This window comes from Pseudoxanthomonas sp. LjRoot206 (assembly GCF_056175725.1).
Genome location: NZ_JBGFFI010000003.1, coordinates 307,906 through 328,509, shown reverse-complemented (window position 1 = coordinate 328,509; position 20,604 = coordinate 307,906). Strand labels below are relative to the sequence as shown.

General features: G+C 68.2%; 16 protein-coding genes and 1 riboswitch. Of the genes, 4 read left to right on the top strand and 12 right to left on the bottom strand.

Annotation, left to right across the window (positions count from 1 at the left end):
- Positions 1 to 10 precede the first annotated feature (10 nt).
- The 3 genes from AC04MD_RS10785 to ahcY all read right to left on the bottom strand — a co-directional run bounded on the left by AC04MD_RS10785 (position 11) and on the right by ahcY (position 3,080).
- The gene (locus AC04MD_RS10785; RefSeq protein WP_475497278.1) at positions 11 to 610 is read right to left on the bottom strand and encodes a hypothetical protein; all 600 of its coding nucleotides are present in this window, start codon (positions 608 to 610) and stop codon (positions 11 to 13) included.
- Between the two features lie 105 nt (positions 611 to 715).
- Entirely contained in the window at positions 716 to 1,552 is an 837-nt protein-coding gene (metF, locus tag AC04MD_RS10780; RefSeq protein WP_475497277.1) for a methylenetetrahydrofolate reductase [NAD(P)H], read from the bottom strand.
- A gap of 85 nt (positions 1,553 to 1,637) precedes the next feature.
- A complete protein-coding gene (gene ahcY, locus AC04MD_RS10775) occupies positions 1,638 to 3,080 on the bottom strand; it encodes an adenosylhomocysteinase (RefSeq protein ID WP_475497276.1) in 1,443 nt (480 codons plus the stop codon).
- A 40-nt stretch (positions 3,081 to 3,120) separates the two neighbouring features.
- Positions 3,121 to 3,209, bottom strand: a riboswitch (S-adenosyl-L-homocysteine riboswitch).
- Between the two features lie 149 nt (positions 3,210 to 3,358).
- On the opposite strand from ahcY, the gene ppc reads away from it, so the two are divergent.
- Positions 3,359 to 6,082 carry a phosphoenolpyruvate carboxylase gene (ppc, locus tag AC04MD_RS10770; RefSeq protein ID WP_475497275.1) on the top strand — a complete coding sequence of 908 codons (2,724 nt, stop codon included), beginning with the start codon at positions 3,359 to 3,361 and terminating at the stop codon, positions 6,080 to 6,082.
- 171 nt (positions 6,083 to 6,253) lie between these two features.
- Here ppc and AC04MD_RS10765 read toward each other — a convergent pair whose 3' ends face one another.
- The 4 genes from AC04MD_RS10765 to metK form a co-directional block, all read right to left on the bottom strand.
- Entirely contained in the window at positions 6,254 to 8,119 is a 1,866-nt protein-coding gene (locus tag AC04MD_RS10765; protein ID WP_475497274.1) for an ATP-binding cassette domain-containing protein, read from the bottom strand.
- Between the two features lie 40 nt (positions 8,120 to 8,159).
- Positions 8,160 to 8,660: an acyl-CoA thioesterase gene (locus tag AC04MD_RS10760; RefSeq protein ID WP_475497273.1), complete on the bottom strand. Its 501-nt coding sequence runs from the start codon at positions 8,658 to 8,660 to the stop codon at positions 8,160 to 8,162.
- Positions 8,661 to 8,762: 102 nt separating this feature from the next.
- The gene (locus tag AC04MD_RS10755; protein ID WP_475497272.1) at positions 8,763 to 10,307 is read right to left on the bottom strand and encodes an SDR family NAD(P)-dependent oxidoreductase; all 1,545 of its coding nucleotides are present in this window, start codon (positions 10,305 to 10,307) and stop codon (positions 8,763 to 8,765) included.
- A gap of 131 nt (positions 10,308 to 10,438) precedes the next feature.
- Complete coding sequence (gene metK / locus AC04MD_RS10750; protein WP_192270356.1) at positions 10,439 to 11,650, bottom strand: methionine adenosyltransferase; 1,212 nt, start codon at positions 11,648 to 11,650, stop codon at positions 10,439 to 10,441.
- A 206-nt stretch (positions 11,651 to 11,856) separates the two neighbouring features.
- On the opposite strand from metK, the gene olsF reads away from it, so the two are divergent.
- Genes olsF through AC04MD_RS10735 form a run of 3 tightly spaced genes read left to right on the top strand, consistent with a single transcriptional unit; the run spans position 11,857 to position 15,547 of the window.
- A complete protein-coding gene (gene olsF / locus AC04MD_RS10745; protein WP_475497271.1) occupies positions 11,857 to 13,584 on the top strand; it encodes a bifunctional ornithine lipid synthase OlsF in 1,728 nt (575 codons plus the stop codon).
- Positions 13,581 to 14,399: a UDP-2,3-diacylglucosamine diphosphatase gene (locus AC04MD_RS10740; protein WP_475497270.1), complete on the top strand. Its 819-nt coding sequence runs from the start codon at positions 13,581 to 13,583 to the stop codon at positions 14,397 to 14,399. Before olsF ends, AC04MD_RS10740 begins: the two co-directional genes overlap by 4 nt.
- 32 nt (positions 14,400 to 14,431) lie before the next feature.
- Positions 14,432 to 15,547: a metal-dependent hydrolase gene (locus tag AC04MD_RS10735; protein ID WP_475497269.1), complete on the top strand. Its 1,116-nt coding sequence runs from the start codon at positions 14,432 to 14,434 to the stop codon at positions 15,545 to 15,547.
- Here AC04MD_RS10735 and AC04MD_RS10730 read toward each other — a convergent pair.
- The 5 genes from AC04MD_RS10730 to AC04MD_RS10710 form a co-directional block, all read right to left on the bottom strand.
- Positions 15,541 to 16,368: a class I SAM-dependent methyltransferase gene (locus AC04MD_RS10730; RefSeq protein WP_475497268.1), complete on the bottom strand. Its 828-nt coding sequence runs from the start codon at positions 16,366 to 16,368 to the stop codon at positions 15,541 to 15,543. The two genes, AC04MD_RS10735 and AC04MD_RS10730, sit on opposite strands and share 7 nt — an antisense overlap.
- A gap of 10 nt (positions 16,369 to 16,378) precedes the next feature.
- Positions 16,379 to 17,377: a tRNA dihydrouridine synthase DusB gene (dusB, locus tag AC04MD_RS10725; protein ID WP_475497267.1), complete on the bottom strand. Its 999-nt coding sequence runs from the start codon at positions 17,375 to 17,377 to the stop codon at positions 16,379 to 16,381.
- A gap of 43 nt (positions 17,378 to 17,420) precedes the next feature.
- Entirely contained in the window at positions 17,421 to 18,407 is a 987-nt protein-coding gene (locus tag AC04MD_RS10720) for a ribokinase (protein ID WP_475497266.1), read from the bottom strand.
- A 97-nt stretch (positions 18,408 to 18,504) separates the two neighbouring features.
- Positions 18,505 to 19,803: a NupC/NupG family nucleoside CNT transporter gene (locus AC04MD_RS10715; protein ID WP_475497265.1), complete on the bottom strand. Its 1,299-nt coding sequence runs from the start codon at positions 19,801 to 19,803 to the stop codon at positions 18,505 to 18,507.
- 69 nt (positions 19,804 to 19,872) lie between these two features.
- Positions 19,873 to 20,442 (bottom strand): TMEM165/GDT1 family protein, encoded by a 570-nt coding sequence (locus AC04MD_RS10710; RefSeq protein ID WP_475497264.1) that lies wholly within the window; start codon positions 20,440 to 20,442, stop codon positions 19,873 to 19,875.
- Positions 20,443 to 20,604: the final 162 nt, after the last annotated feature.

The window sequence follows — 20,604 nt, the reverse complement described above, 5'->3', positions numbered from 1 at the left end:
CTACACAGCGTCACAGGGTGATCCAGAAACAGTTGTAGGCACGGCGCAGCCCGAAGGTCGTGTCCGCGGGCGTGGCGCTGTTCTTCAGCGTCTGCACCACGCGCAAGCCGACCGGGCGCTGCCGCTGGCTCGCGGTCTGCGGGTAATAGCCATCCTGGTTCGCATCGACCACGGTACCGTCGGTATCCAGCACCGGAGCGGGGGCAGGCCGGATGGGCACGATGTCGACCAGGGGGCGTTGCACCACCACGTCGAGCCGGTCGAGGACGCGCAGCGCGCCGGCGTCCGACGTGCCGGCCCAGTGGTAAACCCCGGCGAGGCGGTTCACGTCCTGCGCCTGGATGGCGGACGACACCTGCATCACCAGATCGCTGAGCGTGCGCGAACAGCCGCCGCGGTACAGCGCGCCCGTAGCGGTCGTGGTGGTGGTCGACGGCAGGCGGTCCATGGCGCCCACATCCTCGCAGCGCTTGTCGGTATAGACGGTGTCTCCCGACATCGTCGTGCAGCGGTGCACGCCTTGCTGCTGTGCGAATGCGGCGACGGGCCGCAGGCAGGGATACGCGAGCAGGCAGGCGATGGCGAAGACGAAGACAGGGATGGAACGCATGCCGCCAGCCTAATCCGGCGCACAGGCTCCGGTCAGGGTATGCGCGCACGAAACGGTGTTGTCGTTCACCTGCCGGTGGGACGGCGCGCTGCCGTCAGCGAGGCCTCAGCCCGACCAGCCCAGGCGCGTCAGCACGGTCTGGGTCGGCTTGGCCAGGTTGAGCGTGTAGAAATGCAGCGACGGCGCACCACCGGCGACGAGACGCTCGCACAGGTTCGCCACCACGTCGGCGCCGAAATCGCGGATCGCGTCGGCGTCGTCGCCGAGCGACTGCATGCGCTTGCCGATCCAGCGCGGGATCTCCGCGCCGCAGGCCTCGGAGAACCGGCGCAACTGCGCGAAGTTCGAGATCGGCATGATGCCGGGGATGATCGGAATCTCCACGCCGAGCTTGCGTACCGCATCGACGAAGTGGAAATACGCATCCGCGTTGTAGAAGTACTGGGTGATCGCCCCGTCCGCGCCGGCATCGACCTTGGCCTTGAAGTGGCGCAGGTCGGTCAGTGCGTCCTCGGCCTGGGGATGCGTTTCGGGATAGGCGCCCACCTCGATATGGAACGTATCGCCATGCTCGGCGCGGATGAACTCGATCAGTTCCGAGGCATAGCGCAGGTCGCCGGGGTGGCCCATGCCCGAGGGCAGGTCGCCGCGCAGCGCGACGATGCGCTTGCAGCCCAGCGCCCGGTACAGGCGCAGCAGTTCGCGGATCTCCTCGCGGCTGCCACCGACGCAGGAAAGGTGCGGCGCGGCGTCGAAGCCGTGGTGCTGGTTGAGATGGCGGACCGTCTCGGAGGTGTAGCTGAGCGTGGAGCCGCCGGCGCCGAACGTGCAGGACACGTACTCGGGCGCATGCGCCTTCAGCTTGTCCGCGGTGCGGTCGAGCTGCGCGCGCTGCTCATCGGTCTTGGGCGGGTAGAACTCGAACGAAACCGGGATCGGCATGGAGAGGCCCCGAGAGGCAGGCGCATCCCCGCGCCTGCCGTGGATCGAGAGGGCGGCATCGCGCCGCCCCCGTGCACTGCATCGATCAGTAGCGGTAGTGGTCCGGCTTGTACGGACCTTCGACCGCCACGCCCAGGTAGTCGGCCTGGTCCTTGGTGAGCGAGGTCAGCTTCACGCCGATCTTCTCCAGGTGCAGGCGCGCGACTTCCTCGTCGAGCTGCTTGGGCAGGATGTAGACCTTCGACGCGTACGTGTCCTTGTTCGCCCACAGGTCGATCTGCGCGAGCGTCTGGTTCGAGAACGAGTTCGACATCACGAAGCTCGGGTGGCCGGTGGCGCAGCCGAGGTTCACCAGGCGGCCTTCGGCGAGCAGGAAGATCGCGTTGCCGTTGCCGAAGGTGAACTTGTCGACCTGCGGTTTGATATTGGTGCGCGTGGCGCCGGAGGCGTACAGCGCATCGACCTGGATCTCGTTGTCGAAGTGGCCGATGTTGCAGACGATCGCCTGGTCCTTCATCGCCTTCATGTGGTCGAGGGTGATGATGTCCTTGTTGCCCGTCGTGGTGACGTAGATGTCGGCGCGGCCGAGGGTGTCCTCGACGGTCGTGACTTCATAGCCTTCCATCGCCGCCTGCAGCGCGCAGATCGGGTCGATCTCGGTGACGATGACGCGGGCGCCGTAGGCGCGCAGCGACGCCGCCGAGCCCTTGCCGACGTCGCCGTAGCCGCAGACCACCGCGACCTTGCCGGCCAGCATCACGTCGAGCGCGCGCTTGAGGCCGTCGGCCAGCGACTCGCGGCAGCCGTAGAGGTTGTCGAACTTGGACTTGGTGACCGAGTCGTTGACGTTGATCGCCGGGATCAGCAGCTTGCCCTGCTCGGCCAGCTGGTAGAGGCGGTGCACGCCGGTGGTGGTCTCTTCCGAGACGCCCTTCCAGTCCGCGACGACCTTGGTCCAGTAGCCCGGACGTTCCTTGGCGACGCGCTTGAGCAGGTCCTTGATGACCTGTTCCTCGTGGCTGCCCGACGCCGAGTTTACCCAGCTCTCGTCGCCCTGTTCCAGCTCGTAACCCTTGTGGATCAGCAGGGTCACGTCGCCGCCGTCATCGACGACGAGCTGAGGGCCCAGGAAGCCGCCCTTGCCGTCGGGGAAGGACAGCGCGTCGAGCGTGCAGTCCCAGTATTCCTCCAGGGTCTCGCCCTTCCAGGCGAACACCGGCGTGCCGGTCGCGGCGATCGCGGCGGCGGCGTGGTCCTGGGTCGAGAAGATGTTGCACGAGGCCCAGCGCACGTCGGCGCCGATGTCCTTCAGCGTCTCGATCAGCACGGCGGTCTGGATGGTCATGTGCAGCGAGCCGGTCACGCGCACGCCCTTCAGCGGCGTGGTGGCGGCGTGCTTGCGGCGGATCGACATCAGGCCCGGCATCTCGTGCTCGGCGATGTCCAGTTCCTTGCGGCCCCAATCGGCCAGGGAAATGTCGGCGACCTTGTAGTCGCCCTCGGTGGAGAATTTGCGTACGGCGTTCATCAGTAATGGCTCCGGGAAAGGTGGCGAGCGAAGCTCGCAGCTTGACCGGGCGCCGTTGCAAACATCCTGCCGAGCCTGGCCGTGCTTCGTCTTTTGGAAGACATCACGGTCGCAGCGCCCCTCGGCGGCCAGCATTATATCGCTTGTTCCGGATGAAACGATGGCGCACGCCCGGGCCCGATCGGGTAGGCTTGGGAATGCTGCCCTGCAGCAGACCACTTGTCTCCCGAGACAATACCAATCCAGACCAAACGAACGACGGGATCCACGCGCCACGCATGAACAGCCCCCGCAGTCTCGAATTCGCTCCCCCCGATGTCCCCCTGCGTGAAGACGTGCGCCGGCTGGGCGCGCTGGTCGGCGACATGCTGGCCGAGCAGGTGTCCCCCGCGTTCCTGGCCGACGTGGAACGCGTGCGCACCACCGCCATCGCGCGCCGGCAGGCGGGCGAGCCGCCGCAGTCGCTGGCCGGATTGCTGGATGGACAGACACCCGAGCAGGCGGAGGCGCTGATCCGTGCGTTCAGTACGTACTTCCAGGTCGTCAACATCGCCGAGCGCGTGCACCGCATCCGCCGTCGCCGCGACTACCAGCGTGCCGGCAGCGCCCGGCCGCAGCCGGATGGCCTGCATGACACGCTGGCCAAGCTGAAGGCGCAGGGCGTGACGCTGGAGGAGCTGGCGCAGTGGCTGCCGCGCATCGACGTGGAGCCCGTGTTCACCGCCCACCCGACCGAGGCGGTACGCCGTGCGCTGCTGGAGAAGGAGCAGCTGATGGTGGCCAGCCTGATCAACGGGCTGGACGGCACCCGCACACCAGGCGAGCAGGCCACCGACACCGCGCGTTTCCGCATGGCACTGACCTCGGCCTGGCAGACCGCCGATTCGTCGCCGGTGCGCCCGGGCGTGGAAGACGAGCGCGAGCACGTCGGCTTCTACCTCATCGAAGTGCTCTATCGCGTCATCCCCGTGCTGTACGAGACGCTGGAGAATGCGATCACCGAGGTTTACGGTCCCGCACCGCACATCACCGCGGACCTGCCGCGGGTGCTGCGCTTCGGCACCTGGGTGGGCGGCGACATGGACGGCAACCCGAACGTGGACGCCGGCACCGTCACGGCCACGCTGGATGCCCAGCGCCGATCCATCCTCGCGCGCTACCTGAAGGAACTGCGCCAGCTCACCACGCTGCTGAGCCAGTCGAGCTCGATCATCGGCGTGTCGCCGGAGGTGACGGCGCGCGTCGAGGAGTACCGCGCGCTGATGCCGGAGGCGGCGAAGAAGTCGCGTCCGCGCCATGGCGACATGCCGTACCGCCTGCTCAACGACCTGATGCGGGCGCGGTTGCAGGCGACGCTGGAAGACCGGCCCGAGGGCTATCCCTCGCCCGATGACCTGGCGCACGACATCGACCTGATCCTGCACAGCCTGGAAGCCAATCGCGGCATCCACGCAGGCTGGTTCGCGGTGCGCCGGTTGGCGTGGCGCGTGCGCACGTTCGGCTTCCACCTGGCGCGGCTGGACGTGCGCCAGGAGTCCAGCGTACATGCACGTGCGGTCGCCGCTGCACTGGGCGATGCGCAGTGGGAAGACCGCGACGCCGTCGAGCGCGCCGCCCTGCTGGGCCCGCATGCCAGCGGCGCGGCGACGTTGCCGGCCAGCAGCGAAGAGGGCAACGACCGGCTCGATGCCGTCTTCCGCGCACTCGCCGATGCGCGCACGCGGCACGGCACCGAGGCGCTGGGCACCTACATCATCAGCATGGCGCACAGCCGCGCCGACGTGCTGACCGTGCTCGCGCTCGCGCGCCGCGGCGGACTGGTCGACGATGCAGGCCAGGTGCCGCTCGACATCGCGCCGCTGTTCGAGACCATCGACGACCTGGGCCATGGCACCGAGGTGCTGCGTGACCTGCTGGCCGATCCGGTCTACCGCGCGCACCTGGCCGCGCGCGACAACGTGCAGATGGTGATGCTCGGCTATTCCGACAGTGGCAAGGACGGCGGCATCGCCGCCTCGCGCTGGGGATTGCAGCGTGCGCAGGTGGACCTGGTCGATGCCGCGCAGGAACTCGGCATCAAGCTGACCTTCTTCCATGGCCGTGGTGGTTCGATCGTCCGCGGTGGCGGCAAGACCACGCGCGCGCTGGAAGCGGCGCCACGCGGCAGCGTGGATGGCCGCCTGCGCGTGACCGAGCAGGGCGAAGTGATCCACCGGAAGTACGGCATCCGCGCGCTGGCTTTGCGTTCGCTGGAGCAGTCGGTCGGTGCCGTGCTGCTGTCCAGCCTGCGCCCGCGTCCGCCGGAGCCGCGCGAAGCGCGCTGGCGCGAGATCATGGCGCTGGTGGCGCGTGAAAGCTCGCAAGCCTACCGAGCCTTCGTGCAGTCGCCGCGTTTCATGGACTATTTCCGCAGCGCCACGCCGATCGACGTCATCGAGCGGATGACACTGGGTTCGCGTCCCTCGCGCCGGCTGGGGCAGGACGCCGCGCTCGGCAATCTGCGCGCGATCCCGTGGGTGTTCGCCTGGAGCCAGGCACGCGCGGTGATCCCGGGCTGGTACGGCGTGGGAACGGGCCTGCAGGCGGCGGTGGATGCGTACGGCGAGGACGCGCTGCGCGAGATGGCGCGCGACTGGCCGTTCTTCAAGACGTTCCTCGACGATATCTCGATGGTGCTGGCCAAGGGCGACCTGAGCATCGCCGAGATGTATTCGAAGATGTCCGGCGAGCTGCACGGCGAATTCTTCCCGCGCGTGCGGAACGAGCACGCCTCGGTGCTGCGCTGGATGCTGGCCCTCAACGGCAACGAATGGCTGCTGCAGCACGACCAGCGTCTGGCATTGTCCATCCGCCTGCGCAATCCCTATATCGACCCGATCAGCGTGATGCAGGCCGACCTGCTGAAGCGCTGGCGCGACAGCGACCGCGAGGACGATGCGCTGCTGCATGCGCTGGTCGCCAGCATCAACGGCGTGTCGCAGGGCGTGCAGAACACCGGGTGATGCGTTCGCTGTTGTAGGAGCGACGTCAGTCGCGACCGCACGTTGTCAGCTCAGTGGCGGACATCCGGAGGCGAGCGTATGCAGGCGCCCACTCCAAAGATCGATGAGTGGCGAATGGCGATCAACTTCCGCGGTCGCGACTGACGTCGCTCCTACAACGAGCGACGCGCCTCAGCCATCCAGCTCCGACCAGCGCTGGTAGGCGTGGTCCAGTTCCGCCTGTTTCGCGGCCAGTTCGTCGTTCGCGCGCTGCAGGTCGGCGGGCGACTGCTGGTAGTACGCCGGGTCGTTCATGGCCAGCGTGCGCCTGGCCACCTCGGCTTCCAGTGTTTCGATCAGGGCCGGCAGCTGTTCCAGTTCGCGCGCTTCCTTGAAGCCCAGCTTGCGCTTGGCGGCGACAGGCTCGGGTTGCTTCGACAGGGCGGGCTTGGCGGGCGTGGACGCGCCGGCAGTCGCCGCAGGCACGCGCCGCTGACGCAGCCAGTCCGAGTAACCACCGACGTAATCGCCCAGCCGGCCTTCGCCTTCCAGTACCAGCGTGCTGGTAACCACATTGTCGAGGAAGTCGCGGTCGTGGCTGACGAGCAGCAGCGTGCCCTTGTAGTCCAGCAGTAGTTCTTCCAGCAGTTCCAGCGTCTCGACGTCGAGGTCGTTGGTCGGTTCGTCCATCACCAGCAGGTTGGACGCCTGCGCGAACAGCTTGGCCAGCAACAGGCGGTTGCGCTCGCCGCCGGACAGGCGGGTGATCGGCGCACGCGCGCGTTCCGGCGAGAACAGGAAGTCCTGCAGGTAGCCGATCACATGCTTGCGGCTGCCGTTGATCTCGACAAAGTCGCTGCCCTCTGCGACGTTCTCCAGCGCCGTGCGCGATTCGTCCAGCTGGCTGCGATGCTGGTCGAAATAGGCGATCTGCAGGCCGGTGCCCAGCTTCACCTCGCCCTGTTGCGGCGCAAGCTCGCCCAGCAGGATCTTCAGCAGCGTCGACTTGCCGGCACCGTTCGGGCCGATGATGCCGACACGGTCGCCGCGCATGATGGTCGCCGACACGTCGTCCAGCAGCGTGCGGCCATCGTAGGCCTGGGTCACCCCGGTGGCTTCGATGACCTTCTTGCCGGACGCCTGCGCGGCGGCGGCTTCCATCTTCACGTTGCCGGACAGTTCGCGGCGCTGCGCGCGTTCGCGGCGCAGCGCCTTCAGCGCGGTGACGCGGCCTTCGTTGCGGGTGCGGCGCGCCTTGATGCCCTGGCGGATCCAGACCTCTTCCTGCGCCAGCAGCTTGTCGAAGCGCGCGTTCTCCTGCGCCTCGGCATGCAGGCGTTCCTCGCGGCGGCGCAGGTAGTTGTCGTAGTCGCCCGGCCAACTCGTCAGCTGGCCGCGGTCGATCTCGAGGATGCGCGTCGCCAGCGAGCGCAGGAAACTGCGGTCGTGGGTGACGAAGACGATGCTGCCACCGAAGGACTTCAGGAAGCCTTCCAGCCAGGCGATCGCCTCGATGTCGAGGTGGTTGGTCGGTTCGTCCAGCAACAGGATGTCGGGGTTACGCACCAGCGCCTGCGCGAGGAGCACGCGGCGCTTCATGCCGCCGGACAGCGCGGCGAAGTCGGTTTCCTCGGGCAGCTCCAGCCGTTCCAGCACCTGCTGCACGCGACGGTCCAGGTCCCAGCCGTTGCGCGCTTCGATCTGCGCCTGGGCCTCGCCCATCGCGTCCATGTCGCCGTCGTGCAGCGCGTGGTGGTAAAGCGCGAGCAGATGACCGAGGTCGCCCAAGCCTTCGGCGACCACGTCGAACACCGTGCCCTGCGTGTCCTGAGGTACTTCCTGCGCCATGCGCGCGACCACCACGCCGTTCTGCACGCGGATCTCGCCGTCATCGGGTTTCAGTTCGCCGGCCATCAGCCGCATCAGCGTGGATTTGCCCATGCCGTTGCGGCCGACGATGCAGACGCGCTCGCCGGGTTCGATGGACAGGTCGACGTGTTCGAGGAGAAGCGGCCCGCCGACGCTGAAGTCGACCCGCTGGAATTGCATCAGAGACATGCGCACATTGTACCGGGCGCGGGCCGCTCACCGGCGGTGTTCAGCCGATCGCGGGCTCGCGGGTGCCGAGCAGGGCCGCGTGCCGCTGCTCCATTTCCTCGCGCAGCTCGCGTCGCAGGCGCGCGGCGGCGAAGCGGCGGGCCTCGTCCGGCGTGCCGGGCTCCAGCGCGGGTACCGGCGTGGGGCGTCCTTCATCGTCCACGGCCACCATCGTGAAGAAACAGCTGTTGGCGTGGCGCACGCTCTGCTTGCGGATGTCTTCGGCCACGACCTTGATGCCGATCTCCATCGAGGAGGTGCCGGTGTGGTTGACCGAGGCCAGGAAGGTCACCAGCTCGCCCACGTTGATGGCCTGGCGGAACATCACCTGGTCCACCGACAGGGTGACCACGTACTTGCCGGCGTAGCGGCTGCCGCAGGCGTAGGCCACCTGGTCGAGCAGCTTCAGGATGGCACCGCCGTGGACCTTGCCGGAGAAGTTGGCCATGTCCGGCGTCATCAGCACGGTCATCGACAACTGGTGGCTTTTCAGCGATTCCATGGCGCGGTTCCGCAGGGTGAGGCGCGCAGGCTACCCGATCCCGGACCGCCTGGTCAGCCACCCCGGAACGCAACGGGCGCGCCGGGTCCGCGTGCGTGAGGATCACCAGTCCGTCGGCTTGTAGTCCTTCAGGAACTGCCCCCAGACATGCTCGCCGGTGTTGATGCCGTGGATGATCGGATCGACGATGCGTGCGGCGCCGTCGACGATGTCCAGCGGCGGGTGGAAGCGTTCCTCGATGACCTTGCGTGCGGCGATCTCGACGGGATCCTCGTCGGTGACCCAGCCGGTGTCGACACTGTTCATATGGATGCCGTCGCCGTGGTAATCGGCGGCCGCGGTGCGCGTCATCATGTTGAGCGCGGCCTTGGCCATGTTGGTGTGCGGATGCTTGGTGGTCTTGAAGTTGCGGTAGAACTGGCCTTCGACCGCGGACACGTTGACGATGTGCTTGTCGCGGTCGGGGGTGCGCAGCATCAGCGGCTTCAGGCGCGCGTTGATGATGAAAGGCGCGATGGCGTTGACCAGCTGCGTCTCCAGCAGTTCCACCGACGGCACTTCGTGCATCAGCAGGCGCCAGGAGTTGCGCCCGCGCAGGTCGACCTGCTGCAGGTCCTGGTCCAGGCGGCCCTCGGGGAACAGGTGCTTCTGCCCCAGCAGTTCCTCGGGCAGCAACGGCACTTGCGACAGTTCGGCGGAACGGCTGAGCCCCGCGGTGTCGCGGACGCCGCCCATCGCGACCTGCACTGCCGCCGGGTTGGACTCGGGCAGCATGTTGTAACTGCGCAGGCCCTCGTAGCTGCCCAGCAGCTTGCGCACGTGGTGCGGGGTGTCGTGCAGTGCCGCGGTTTCGGCGCCCATCATGTGCGCGTAGAACTCCGGCGGACGACGTACGGTCTGGCAGGCGTTGTTGATGATGAAGTCCAGCCGCGGCAGCTTGCCGGCCAGTTCATGGCAGAACGCTTCGACGCTGGGGGTGTGGCGCAGGTCCAGACCGAACACTTCCAGCCGATGGCCCCATTCGTCGAAATCCGGTTCCTGCGCGTAGCGCGCGGCGGAATCGCGCGGGAACCGGGTGGTGACGATCAGGTGCGCGCCCGCGCGCAGCAGCTTCAGGCCGGCCTGGTAGCCGATCTTGACCCGGCCGCCGGTCAGCAGGGCGACCCGCCCACTGAGGTCGGCCAGCTCGGTGCGCTTGGCGAAATTGAAGTCCGCGCACGCCGGGCACATCTGGTCGTAGAAGTGGTGGATCAGCGTGTACTTCTGCTTGCACACGTAGCAGTGCAGCAGTTCCTCCGACTCGCGGGGCGCGATATCGGGCGAGGGCAAGGCGGGCGCGAAGTAGTTCGGCGTGGTGAACACGGGCTTCCGGCGCAGTTCGCGGATGCCGGTCTGGTCGAGGACCGCCTCGGCGCGCCGGATGGCCTCGACGTTGCGCTCGCGCTCCCGCTGCTTGGCCTTCTGTCGGCGCAGCTTGGGGTCGGGCAGGTAGATCGCGGCGATCGCCCGGTGCAGGCGCGCGCGCTCCTCGTCCGGACAGCCGTCGAGCAGGGTGCGGTCGGCGGCGATCGACTCCAGCCATTCGAGGGCCATGCGCACGCGGGCGGGCTCGTCGGCAGGAGGCGGAGGCGGGATGTCGGTGGTCATGGCGTTCGTCGGTGTCCGTGCGGCGGATGGCAGCATGCGTGCCATCCGCAAAAAAAACACGGGCCGCATCGCTGCGGCCCGTCGTCTTCGCCCAGCCCTGTCCCGCAGGCGGGACAGGGCGGAGAAAAGCCTTACTTCAGCTTGGCGTCCTTGCGGAGCGCTTCGGCACGATCGGTCTTCTCCCAGGAGAAGGCGGTCGCGGTGTGCTTCTTGCCGGCGGCGTCGACGTAGCTGATTTCCTTCGGCTTGCGGCCGAAGTGGCCGTAGCTGGCGGTCGGCTGGTAGATCGGGTGCTCCAGATCCAGCATGCGGGTGATGCCGTACGGACGCAGGTCGAAGTGCTTGCGGATCAGCTTCTCGATCACGTCGTCGCCGACCTTGCCGGTGCCGAACGTGGTGACCGAGATCGAGGTCGGCTCGGCCACGCCGATGGCGTAGGAGACCTGCACTTCGCACTTGTCGGCCAGGCCGGCGGCCACGATGTTCTTGGCCACGTAGCGCGCGGCGTAGGCGGCCGAACGATCGACCTTCGACGGATCCTTGCCCGAGAACGCGCCGCCGCCGTGGCGGGCCATGCCGCCGTAGCTGTCGACGATGATCTTGCGGCCGGTCAGGCCGCAGTCGCCCACCGGGCCGCCGATGACGAACTTGCCGGTCGGGTTGATGTGCACCTTGTTCTTCGGCAGCGCGTCCAGCCACTTCTTCGGCAGCACCGGCACCAGGATCTCGGCGCGCACGGCCTCGATCAGGTCCTTCTGCTTGATGTCCGGATCATGCTGGGTCGACAGCACCACGGCGTCTAGGCCGAGCACGGTGTTGCCGTCGTAGCGCAGGGTGACCTGCGACTTGGCGTCGGGGCGCAGCCACTTCAGCTTGCCCTTCTTGCGTACCTTGGCCTGCTGTTCCACCAGGCGGTGGCTGTAGTACAGCGGGGCGGGCATGAATTCCGGCGCCTCGTTGCAGGCGTAGCCGAACATCAGGCCCTGGTCGCCGGCGCCCTGTTCTTCCGGCTTCTTGCGGTCGACGCCCTGGTTGATGTCGGGGGACTGCTTGCCCAGCATGTTGATGATGGCGCAGGTGTGGCCGTCGAAGCCGACGTCCGAATTGTCGTAGCCGATGTCGTTGATGACCTTGCGGGCCAGCGACTCGATGTCCACCCAGGCGGTGGTGGTGACTTCGCCGGCCACGATGGCGGCGCCCGTCTTCACCAGCGTCTCGCAGGCCACGCGTGCGCGCTTGTCCTGGGCCAAGATCGCGTCCAGCACGGCGTCGGAAATCTGGTCGGCGATCTTGTCCGGATGGCCTTCGGAGACCGATTCGGAGGTGAACAGGTAGCTGGACATCAGGCTTATATCCTTTGATTCGGATGAAAAGATGGGCGCGCATGATACACGCCGGGGGCGGTGCGTGCATTCTGCCCCGTTCAGGGTTGCAGCCGGGTTAAGTGCGGGTCAACCGCCTTTGTCACCGGACTGCCAGAAAACGGAAACCGCGCTGTCGCCGGCCAGGCGCAGGCTGCGCGGCGACACCCCGCCGCCAGCCCTTGCCCATGCGCCCGCTGGAACAGCAGATCACCGAACGCTACCCCCACTGGTTCCGCGGCCGTCGCGCCCGGCTCACCCAGCCGTTGCTGCGCACGCTCGGGCGCTGGTCGAAGCTGGACCAGGCCTACGCCTTCCTCGCCGACCATGGCCACCTGCAGGGGCTGGCCTTCGTCGATGCCGCGATCGACCACCTCAACCTGCGGCCGACCGTCGAGGCCGGCAGCGAGCAGCGCATTCCGGCGCAAGGCCGGCTGCTGATCGTGGCCAACCATCCGTCCGGAGCGCTGGATGCGCTGGCGCTGCTGCAACTGGTGGGCCGCGTGCGCCGCGACGTGCGGATCGTGGCCAACGACGTCCTGATGGGCATCGCGCCGCTGGCCGGGCTGCTGCTGCCGGTGCGCATCCTCGGCGGCAAGCCGAGTCCGGACAGCGTGCGCGCGGTGGAGCAGGCGCTGGAGGCCGAGCAGTGCGTGATCGTGTTCCCGGCCGGCGAAGTGTCGCGGCTGGGCCCGCGCGGCGTGCGCGACACGCGGTGGCGCCGCGGCTTTCTGCGTTTTGCGCGGGCCACCGGTGCGCCGGTGCTGCCGATCCGCGTGCAGGCGCGTAACTCTCCGTTCTTCTACGGCGCGTCGGCCCTGTTCAAGCCCGCCGGCACGGCCCTGCTGGCGCGCGAGATGTTCCGTCGCAGCCAGCGCCGCCTGCAGCTGCACGTCGGGCACCTGTTGCGCGTGGATGCGCAGGACGAGGCTGCGATCGTGATCGATCGGGTGCGGACGGCGCTGTATGCGCTCGGCCGGCCTGCCAGGTCCGCGTCGCCGGAGGCGGCCGAGGCCGCGGAGCCGCTGGTGGCGGCACTGGCGCAGGAGACGCTGGAAGCCTGCATCGCCAGGCTCGACGTGCTGGGCCAGACCACCGATGGCAAGCGCATCTGCGTGGGCCGGCTGGCCGGTGGCTCGCCGCTGCTGCGCGAGATCGGGCGGCTGCGCGAACTGACCTTCCGCGCGGTGGGCGAGGGCACCGGCAAGCGCATGGACGTCGATGCCTTCGACACCTGGTACGAGCACATCGTGCTGTGGGATGCGGCGCAGCGGAAGATCGCCGGTGCCTACCGCATCGCCCGCGGTGCGCCGGTGCTGGCGGCGCAGGGATTGAAAGGGCTCTACACCGCCGCGCTGTTCGACTATGCCGACGATGCGCTGCCGCGCTTGGCCACCGGCATGGAGCTGGGTCGCAGCTTTGTGGTGCCGGAGTACTGGGGCAGCCGCAGCATCGACTACCTGTGGCAGGGCATCGGCGCCTACCTGCGCCGGCATCCGCGCGTGCGCTACCTGTTCGGTGCGGTATCGATGAGCGCGGCGCTGCCGCTGGATGCGCGCGAGCAGATCGTCGCGTACTACGCCCACTACTACGGCGACCCGACCGGCGAGGCGCGCTCGCGCCACCCGTTCCGCTACACCGCCACGCCGACCTGTTTCGACGCGCTGGACGCCGACACGGCGTTCCGCGTGCTGAAGACCAACCTCGACACGCTGGGGGCGACCGTGCCGATGCTCTACAAGCAGTACACGGACTTGTGCGAACCCGGCGGCGCGCGCTTCCTCGCGTTCGGCGTCGATCCGGATTTCAGCGACTCCATCGACGGCCTGATCGAGGTGGACCTGCATCGCATCCGGCCGAAGAAGCGGGAACGCTACCTCGGCGATGCCTGGCGTCCGGCGGAGGCCGTGGCATGAGCCCGCGGACCGCGCCGCCCCCGATGCGGCGCGCGGTCTTCGTCTCCGACGTCCATCTGGGTTCCAAGCACTGCCACGCGGCGGAGTTCGCGGACTTCCTCGCCGGGCTGCAGTGCCGGCGGCTGTACCTGGTCGGCGACATCGTCGACCTGTGGTGGATGGCCCAGCGCCGGGCATCCTGGGATGCGGCCCACAACCGGGTGGTGGAGGCGTTGCATGCGCTGGTCCGCAACGGTACGGAGCTGATCTACGTGCCGGGCAACCACGATCGTCCCATTCGCCGCTTCTGCGGCCTGATGCTGCCCGCCATGCAGGTGCGTCGCCGCGCCATCCACACCACGCTGGACGGCCGTCGCCTGTTGGTGACACATGGCGACGATTACGACGGCATCACCCATTTCGGTGGGCTGCAGGAGAAATTCGGCGACTGGCTGTACTACCGCATCCTCACCGGCAACCGCCTGACCAACCAGCTGCGCCGCCGCTTCGGCCTGCGCTACTGGTCGCTGGCCGAGTATCTGAAACGCCAGAGCGATGCCGCCGAGCGCTACATCGCGCGCTTCGTGCAGGCCGGGCTGGACGACGCCCGCCGTCGCGGCCTGGAAGGCATCGTCTGCGGCCATATCCACCGCGCTTCGCTGCTGCAACGCGATGGCCTGCTGTACGCCAACGACGGCGACTGGGTGGAAAGCCTCACCGCGCTCAGCGAGGAGGCCGACGGCACCCTGTGCCTGCTCTCGCACACCGGCAAGGTGCTGGCCGAAGTGGCGCCGCGCCTGCGGCTGGTGCCGCAGGAGGCGCAACGCGCGGCGTGAGGGAAGCTGTCGCCTGCTGCTAGGATCGGCGCATGGATTCCCTCAGCCAGATCGTTCTCGGCGGCGCCGTCGCCGCCCTCATCGCCCCCGCCGCGCATCGCCGTGCCGCGCTGCTCGCCGGCGCGGCCCTGGGCACGTTGCCGGACCTGGACAGCCTGCCCATCGCGCTGTTCTCGGACAATCCGGTCACGCTGATGACGGTGCACCGCAGCTTCAGCCACTCGCTGTTCGTGCTGCCGCTGGTGGGTTGGCTGATCTGGTGGCTGTTCAAGCGCCTCGGTAACGGACGCGTTGCGGCCTCGCCGGTGCGCTGGTTCTGGGCCATCCAGCTGGCGCTGGTCACGCATCCGCTGCTGGATGCCTTCACCGTCTACGGCACGCAGCTGTGGTGGCCGTTGATGCCGCCGCCGGCGATGTGGTCCAGCATGTTCATCATCGATCCGCTGTACACGGTGTGGCTGCTGGTGGCCTGCGTTGTTGCGTGGTGCCTGCGCGAGCGGGCAACCGCGCAGCGTGCGCTGGCGATCGGCCTGGTCTTGAGCAGTGCGTATCTGGGCTGGTCGCTGCTGGCCAAGTCGATGGTCGACCGCGAAGCCGAGCGCACGCTGGCGTCGATGGGTCTGGGTGACGCGCCGTACTTCTCGGTGCCGATGCCGTTTAATACGCTGCTGTGGCGCGTGGTGGCGATGACGCCGTCGGGCTATGTGGAAGCCGAGCGCTCGGTGCTGGTCGACGAGGGGCCGCTGCAGTTCCGCGGTTACCCGTCCAACGTGCAGGCGTTCCGCGAAGCGGCCGGCGTGCCGGCGGTCCAGCGCCTGGCCTGGTTCAACCGCGGCTTCATGCGCGCGCAGGTGCAGCAGGGCCGGCTGGTGCTGTCCGACCTGCGCATGGGCATGGAACCCGACTACAACTTCCGCTTCCAGGTCGCCGAGCAGCGCGACGGGCGCTGGCAGGCCATCGCGCCGGTGCAGGCGCCATGGTCGATGCCGATCGCCGGTTGGGACGGCGTCCGGCAGTTGCTGTCGGTGATGTGGCATCGCATCCGGCATCCGTCGCCGGAACCGATACGCACGAAGCTGGGCGCAAGCGTCATGCCGTCCGCACCCACGCTGGAAGCATCGCCCGCGCCGGCCGGCAAGGCTCAGTAGACCGTGGCGCGTGCCTGCACGAAGGCGTAGAAGAACACGGCGTCGGGATCGTTCTGCACGTCGTGCATTTCGCGGCGCATGCCATCCACGATGTCCTGGGTGACGCGCCCGGCGTCCACCAGCGAGTCCGCGGCGGACAGCAGCAGTTCTTCCCAGAACGCGATCATGTCCTTGCGCCGTGCCGGTTCGCGGTTGTCGAAGTGCACGGTCTTGATCTCCGTCACCACGTCGCGATAACCGCCGGTCAGCAGCAGGTTGCCGAGCTTGGCGCCGATGAACGGGTCGCCGCCGCTGTCGTACTGGAAGTCGTTGAATGCCATCCAGTAGCGCCAGGTGTTCGGCGAATACGGATGCAGCAGGAACGACGAGTTCATCACTTCGGTGATGTAAATCGGCGAGCCCGGCGCCAGCACGCGGCGGACTTCGCTGAGCACGCGCGCGGGGCTGGGGACGTGTTCCAGGATCCAGCACAGGAAGGCGGCGTCGAAGTCGCGCGCGCCGAACGGCAGCCGGCTGGCGTCGGCCTGCTGCAGGCTGTAGCGGTCGCGGCACCACGGCATCGTCGCGAGGTTCTGCTTCGCCGCCTGCAGCTGTACCTCGCTGAGGTCGACACAGTTGACGTGCACGTCCGGGAAGCGCCGCAGCAGGATCTCGGTCTGCGCGCCGACGCCGCTGCCGACTTCCAGCAGCCGGCGCGCGCCGGTGTAGTCGATGTGGCTGAAGATCGTGCTTTCCAGCAGGCGGGCCTGCTTCATCAGGCGCGCCTGTTCCACCGAGGAGAAACCGTGGAGGTAGGCCGGGCTTTCGTTGGCTTCGGACATGGCGCGTCCCTCAGGCAGCGGCGGGCAGGACCGGCGTCACGCCGGCAATCAGGGCGTCGAAATAGTCGCGGGTCAGTCGCACCTGCTCGTCCGCACTCTCGGCGCGGTTGACCACGGCGCGGAAGGCGAGGTTCTCCGGCCGGTCCTTGGCGTACCAGCCCAGGTGCTTGCGCGCGATGCGCACACCCTGCAGTTCGCCATAGAACGCGTGCAGCGCATGCAGGTGGGCCAGCAGGATGTCGCGCACCTCGGCCACCGAGGGCGGCGGCAGGTAGTCGCCGGTGGCGAGGAAGTGCGCGATCTCGCGGAAGATCCACGGCCGGCCCTGCGCGGCGCGGCCGATCATCACCGCGTCCGCGCCGGTCTTCGCCAACACGTGCGCCGCCTTGTCCGGCGAATCGATGTCGCCGTTGGCGACCACCGGAATGCGCAGTGCGGCCTTGATCGCGGCGATGGTCTCGTATTCGGCGGTGCCGGTGTAATGCTGGTCGCGCGTGCGGCCATGCACGGCGAGCGAGGCGATGCCGCTTTCCTGCGCGATGCGTGCGATCTCCGGGCCGTTGCGGTGGTCGCAATCCCAGCCGGTCCGGATCTTCAGCGTCACCGGCACGTCGACCGCCTTGACGACGGATTCGAGGATGCGGCCGACCAGCGCTTCGTCGCGCATCAGCGCCGAGCCCGCCCAGGCGTTGCAGACCTTCTTCGCCGGGCAGCCCATGTTGATGTCGATGATCTGCGCGCCATGGTCGGCGTTGTAGCGCGCCGCGTTCGCCAGTTGCTCCGGCTCGGTGCCGGCGATCTGTACGCTGATCGGGCTGGGTTCGCCCTCGTGGTCCATCCGGTGCAGCGACTTGGCGGTGTTCCAGAAGCGCGGGTCGCTGATCGTCATCTCCGACACCGCCAGGCCCGCGCCCAGACGCTTGCACAGCAGGCGGAACGGCTTGTCGGTGACGCCGGCCATGGGGGCCAGCATCACCGGCGGGTCGATGCGGTAGGGGCCGATCTGCATGGCGGCATTATCCGCCGCCGGCGTCGACGGCGAAACCTTGGACTTATTCGCCGTAGCGGGCGATCAGATCCGTGCGCGAGGGCATCGCCAGTGCGGCGCCCGGCCGTTCCGTCGACAGGGCCGCATAGCGGTTGGCGAAGCGCACGTGATCCGCGAACGCCGGAAATGCGGCCTCCGCCAGCGAGGCGGCCAGCGCGCCATTGAAGGCATCGCCAGCGCCGGTGGTGTCCACTGCCGTCGCCGTTTCCGCCGCGACGCGGTAGTGCGGACGCGGGTCGCCGCGCAGTGCGTCCTCCGGATGCGACACGTACACGCCGGTGGCGCCCAGCGTCACCACGACCGTGCCGTGCGGGAACAACTGTCGGCAATGCTGGTGCAGGGTGACGCCATCGAGCGTGGCGACGTCGTCGGCGGTGATCCGCTCGCCCAGATGGCGGGCGAGCAGCGCGGCGAATTCGGTTTCGTTCGGCGTGATGACGTCGGCGTGCGCCAGCAGTTCGGTCGTCGTCGCCGCATTCGCCGGCGCCGGGTTCAGGACGGTCGTGGCACCGCACTGGCGTCCGGCCTGCAGCACCGCCAGCACGGTGTCGGTCGGGGATTCCAGCTGCGCGAGCACGACGCCCGCCGCCGCCAGCACATCGGCCTGGCCGGTCGCGAAGTCCGCCGACAGGATCGCGTTGGCGCCGGCGCCGATGACGATGGTGTTGCGCCCGTGCGCATCCACGTAGATACCGGCGGTGCCGGTCGGTTCCTCGCTCGCCTGCACGCGCAGGGCCAGGCCATCGGCGTCCGCGAGATCGCGTGCGAGGCGGCCGCCGGCATCATCGCCCAGCGCGCAGACGAAGGTCGTGTCCGCGCCTGCGCGCACCGCCGCCATCGCCTGGTTGAATCCCTTGCCGCCAGGCCCGCTGGCGTAGCGGCCGGCGATCGTCGCGCCCGCGACGGGCAGGGCATCGCAGCGCCACACGTGATCGACGTTGAAGGAGCCCACGACGACGACGCGGGAGAGGGCGGGGGATGGCGTGTTCATGCGGGGATACCTGAGGTCCGGACCGCGGCAGCGCCGCGGTCACGGGAGGGAAACGTCAACAAGGGGAGCAGAGCGGCCGCCGGCCGCCTCGCCCGGATCAGCCGAAGTGCGACAGCACGCCGGCGATGGTGGCCGTCATCAGCGTGGCGATGGTACCGCCGAGCACCGCGCGCAGACCGAAGCGGGCCAGGTCCGAGCGCCGCTCGGGCGCCAGGCCGCCGATGCCGCCGATCTGGATCGCGATCGAGCTGAAGTTGGCGAAGCCGCACAGCGCATAGGTGGCGATGAGACGGCCTTCGTCGGTCAGCGTGACGCCAGGCGTCTGCCCGTTCACGATGCCGGCCAGCTGCAGGTAGGCGACGAATTCGTTGATGACGACCTTCTGGCCGATCAGCGAACCCACGGTGGTGGCGTCCTGCCACGGCACGCCGATCACCCACGCGATCGGGGCCAGCAGATAACCGAAGATCGTGGCCAGGTCGGTCGGCTTGCCGATGGCGGAAGCCAGGCCAGTGATCTCGCCCAGCCAGGTCAGCGGCGCATTGATCAACGCGATCAGGGCGATGAACGCCAGTAGCATCGCGCCGATGTTGAGCGCCAGCTTCAGGCCGTCGCCGGCGCCGGCGGCGGCGGCGTCGATGATGTTGCTGGAGGTCTTTTCGACTTCCATCTTCACCGTGCCACGCGTCAGCGGCGTGCCGGTTTCCGGGATCAGCAGCTTGGCGACGACCAGCGTGGCCGGCGCGGCCATGATCGACGCGGCCAGCAGGTGCTTGGCATAGAACGCCTGCTGTTCCGGATCGCCACCGCCAAGCATGCCGACATAAGCGGCCAGCACGCCGCCGGCGATATGGGCCATGCCGCCGATCATCATGGTGATCAGCTCGGACTCGGTCATCTTCGGGATGTACGGACGCACCGTCAGCGGCGCTTCGGTCTGGCCGATGAAGACCGACGCGCAGACGCTCGTGGTCTCGGCGCCGGACACCCGCATCACCTTGGTGATCGCCAGCGCCATCATGCGCACGATGAACTGCATCACGCCCAGGTGGTACATCACGCCCATCAGGGCGGCGAAGAAGATGATGGTGGGCAGCACCTGGAAGGCGAAGATGAAGCCGAACTTCTCGGTGTCCATCAGGCTGCCGAAGATGAAGCCGGAGCCCGCCTTGACGAACTCCAGGATCTTCACGAAGCCGTGGCCGAGCCAGTCGAACACCTCACGCCCGCCCGGCACAAGGAGCACCAGCGCGGCGAAGGCGATCTGCAGGGTGACGCCGGTGGCGACCAGCTTCCAGTCGATGGCCTTCCGGTTGTTGGAAAACAGCCAGACGATGCCGATCAGCACCGCCAGACCGAACAGGCCGAAGCCGATCCGCCCCAAGACTTCCAGCATGTATTCCCCCAGACCTTGCATGTTGTTCTGACCGGGCAGTCTAGCAGCGCACGGCCCGGTCCCGGCCGTTCAGCCTACCCCGCGCCAGGCCACCCAGAGGGCGAGGGCGAGGAACACCACGGCGGCCAGGCTGCGGGCCAGCTTCAGCGGCAGCCTGTCGGCGAACCTGTGCCCCAGCCAGACCACCGGCACGTTGGCCAGCAGCATGCCGATCGTGGTGCCGGCGATCACCTGCCACAGCGGCTCGTACTTGGTGGCCAGCAGGACGGTGGCGACCTGGGTCTTGTCACCGATCTCGGCCAGGAAGAAGGCGATGGCGGTGGCGATGAAGGCGCCGTGGGCGGGCAGCTTCTCGTTCTCGTCCAACGTGTCCGGCTTCAGCGTCCACAGCGCCACGGCCAGGAAACTGCCCGCGACCAGCCAGCGCAGTACTTCCGGGGACAGCCATTCGGTCAGTTCCGCACCCAGCCAGGCGGAGATGGCGTGGTTCGCCAGGGTGGCGGCCAGGATGCCCCAGGCGATCGGCCACGGTTTGCGGTAGCGCGCGGCCAGCAGCAGCGCCAGCAACTGGGTCTTGTCGCCGATTTCGGCCAGGGTGACGGTGCCGGTGGACACCAGCAGGGCGTGCAGCGATTGCATCAACAACTCCGGGGCCAGGCATTCGCGTCGAGCGCGAAGGCAAACGACGCACTGCCCGGCCCGGGTAAGCGCGACGCCTGCCTTCGGTCTTGCCCGGCGAAGCGGATCGCTTCGTCCCGCGCACCATGGTCGGCGACCAAGTTTGTTGACGCGCGGAACCCG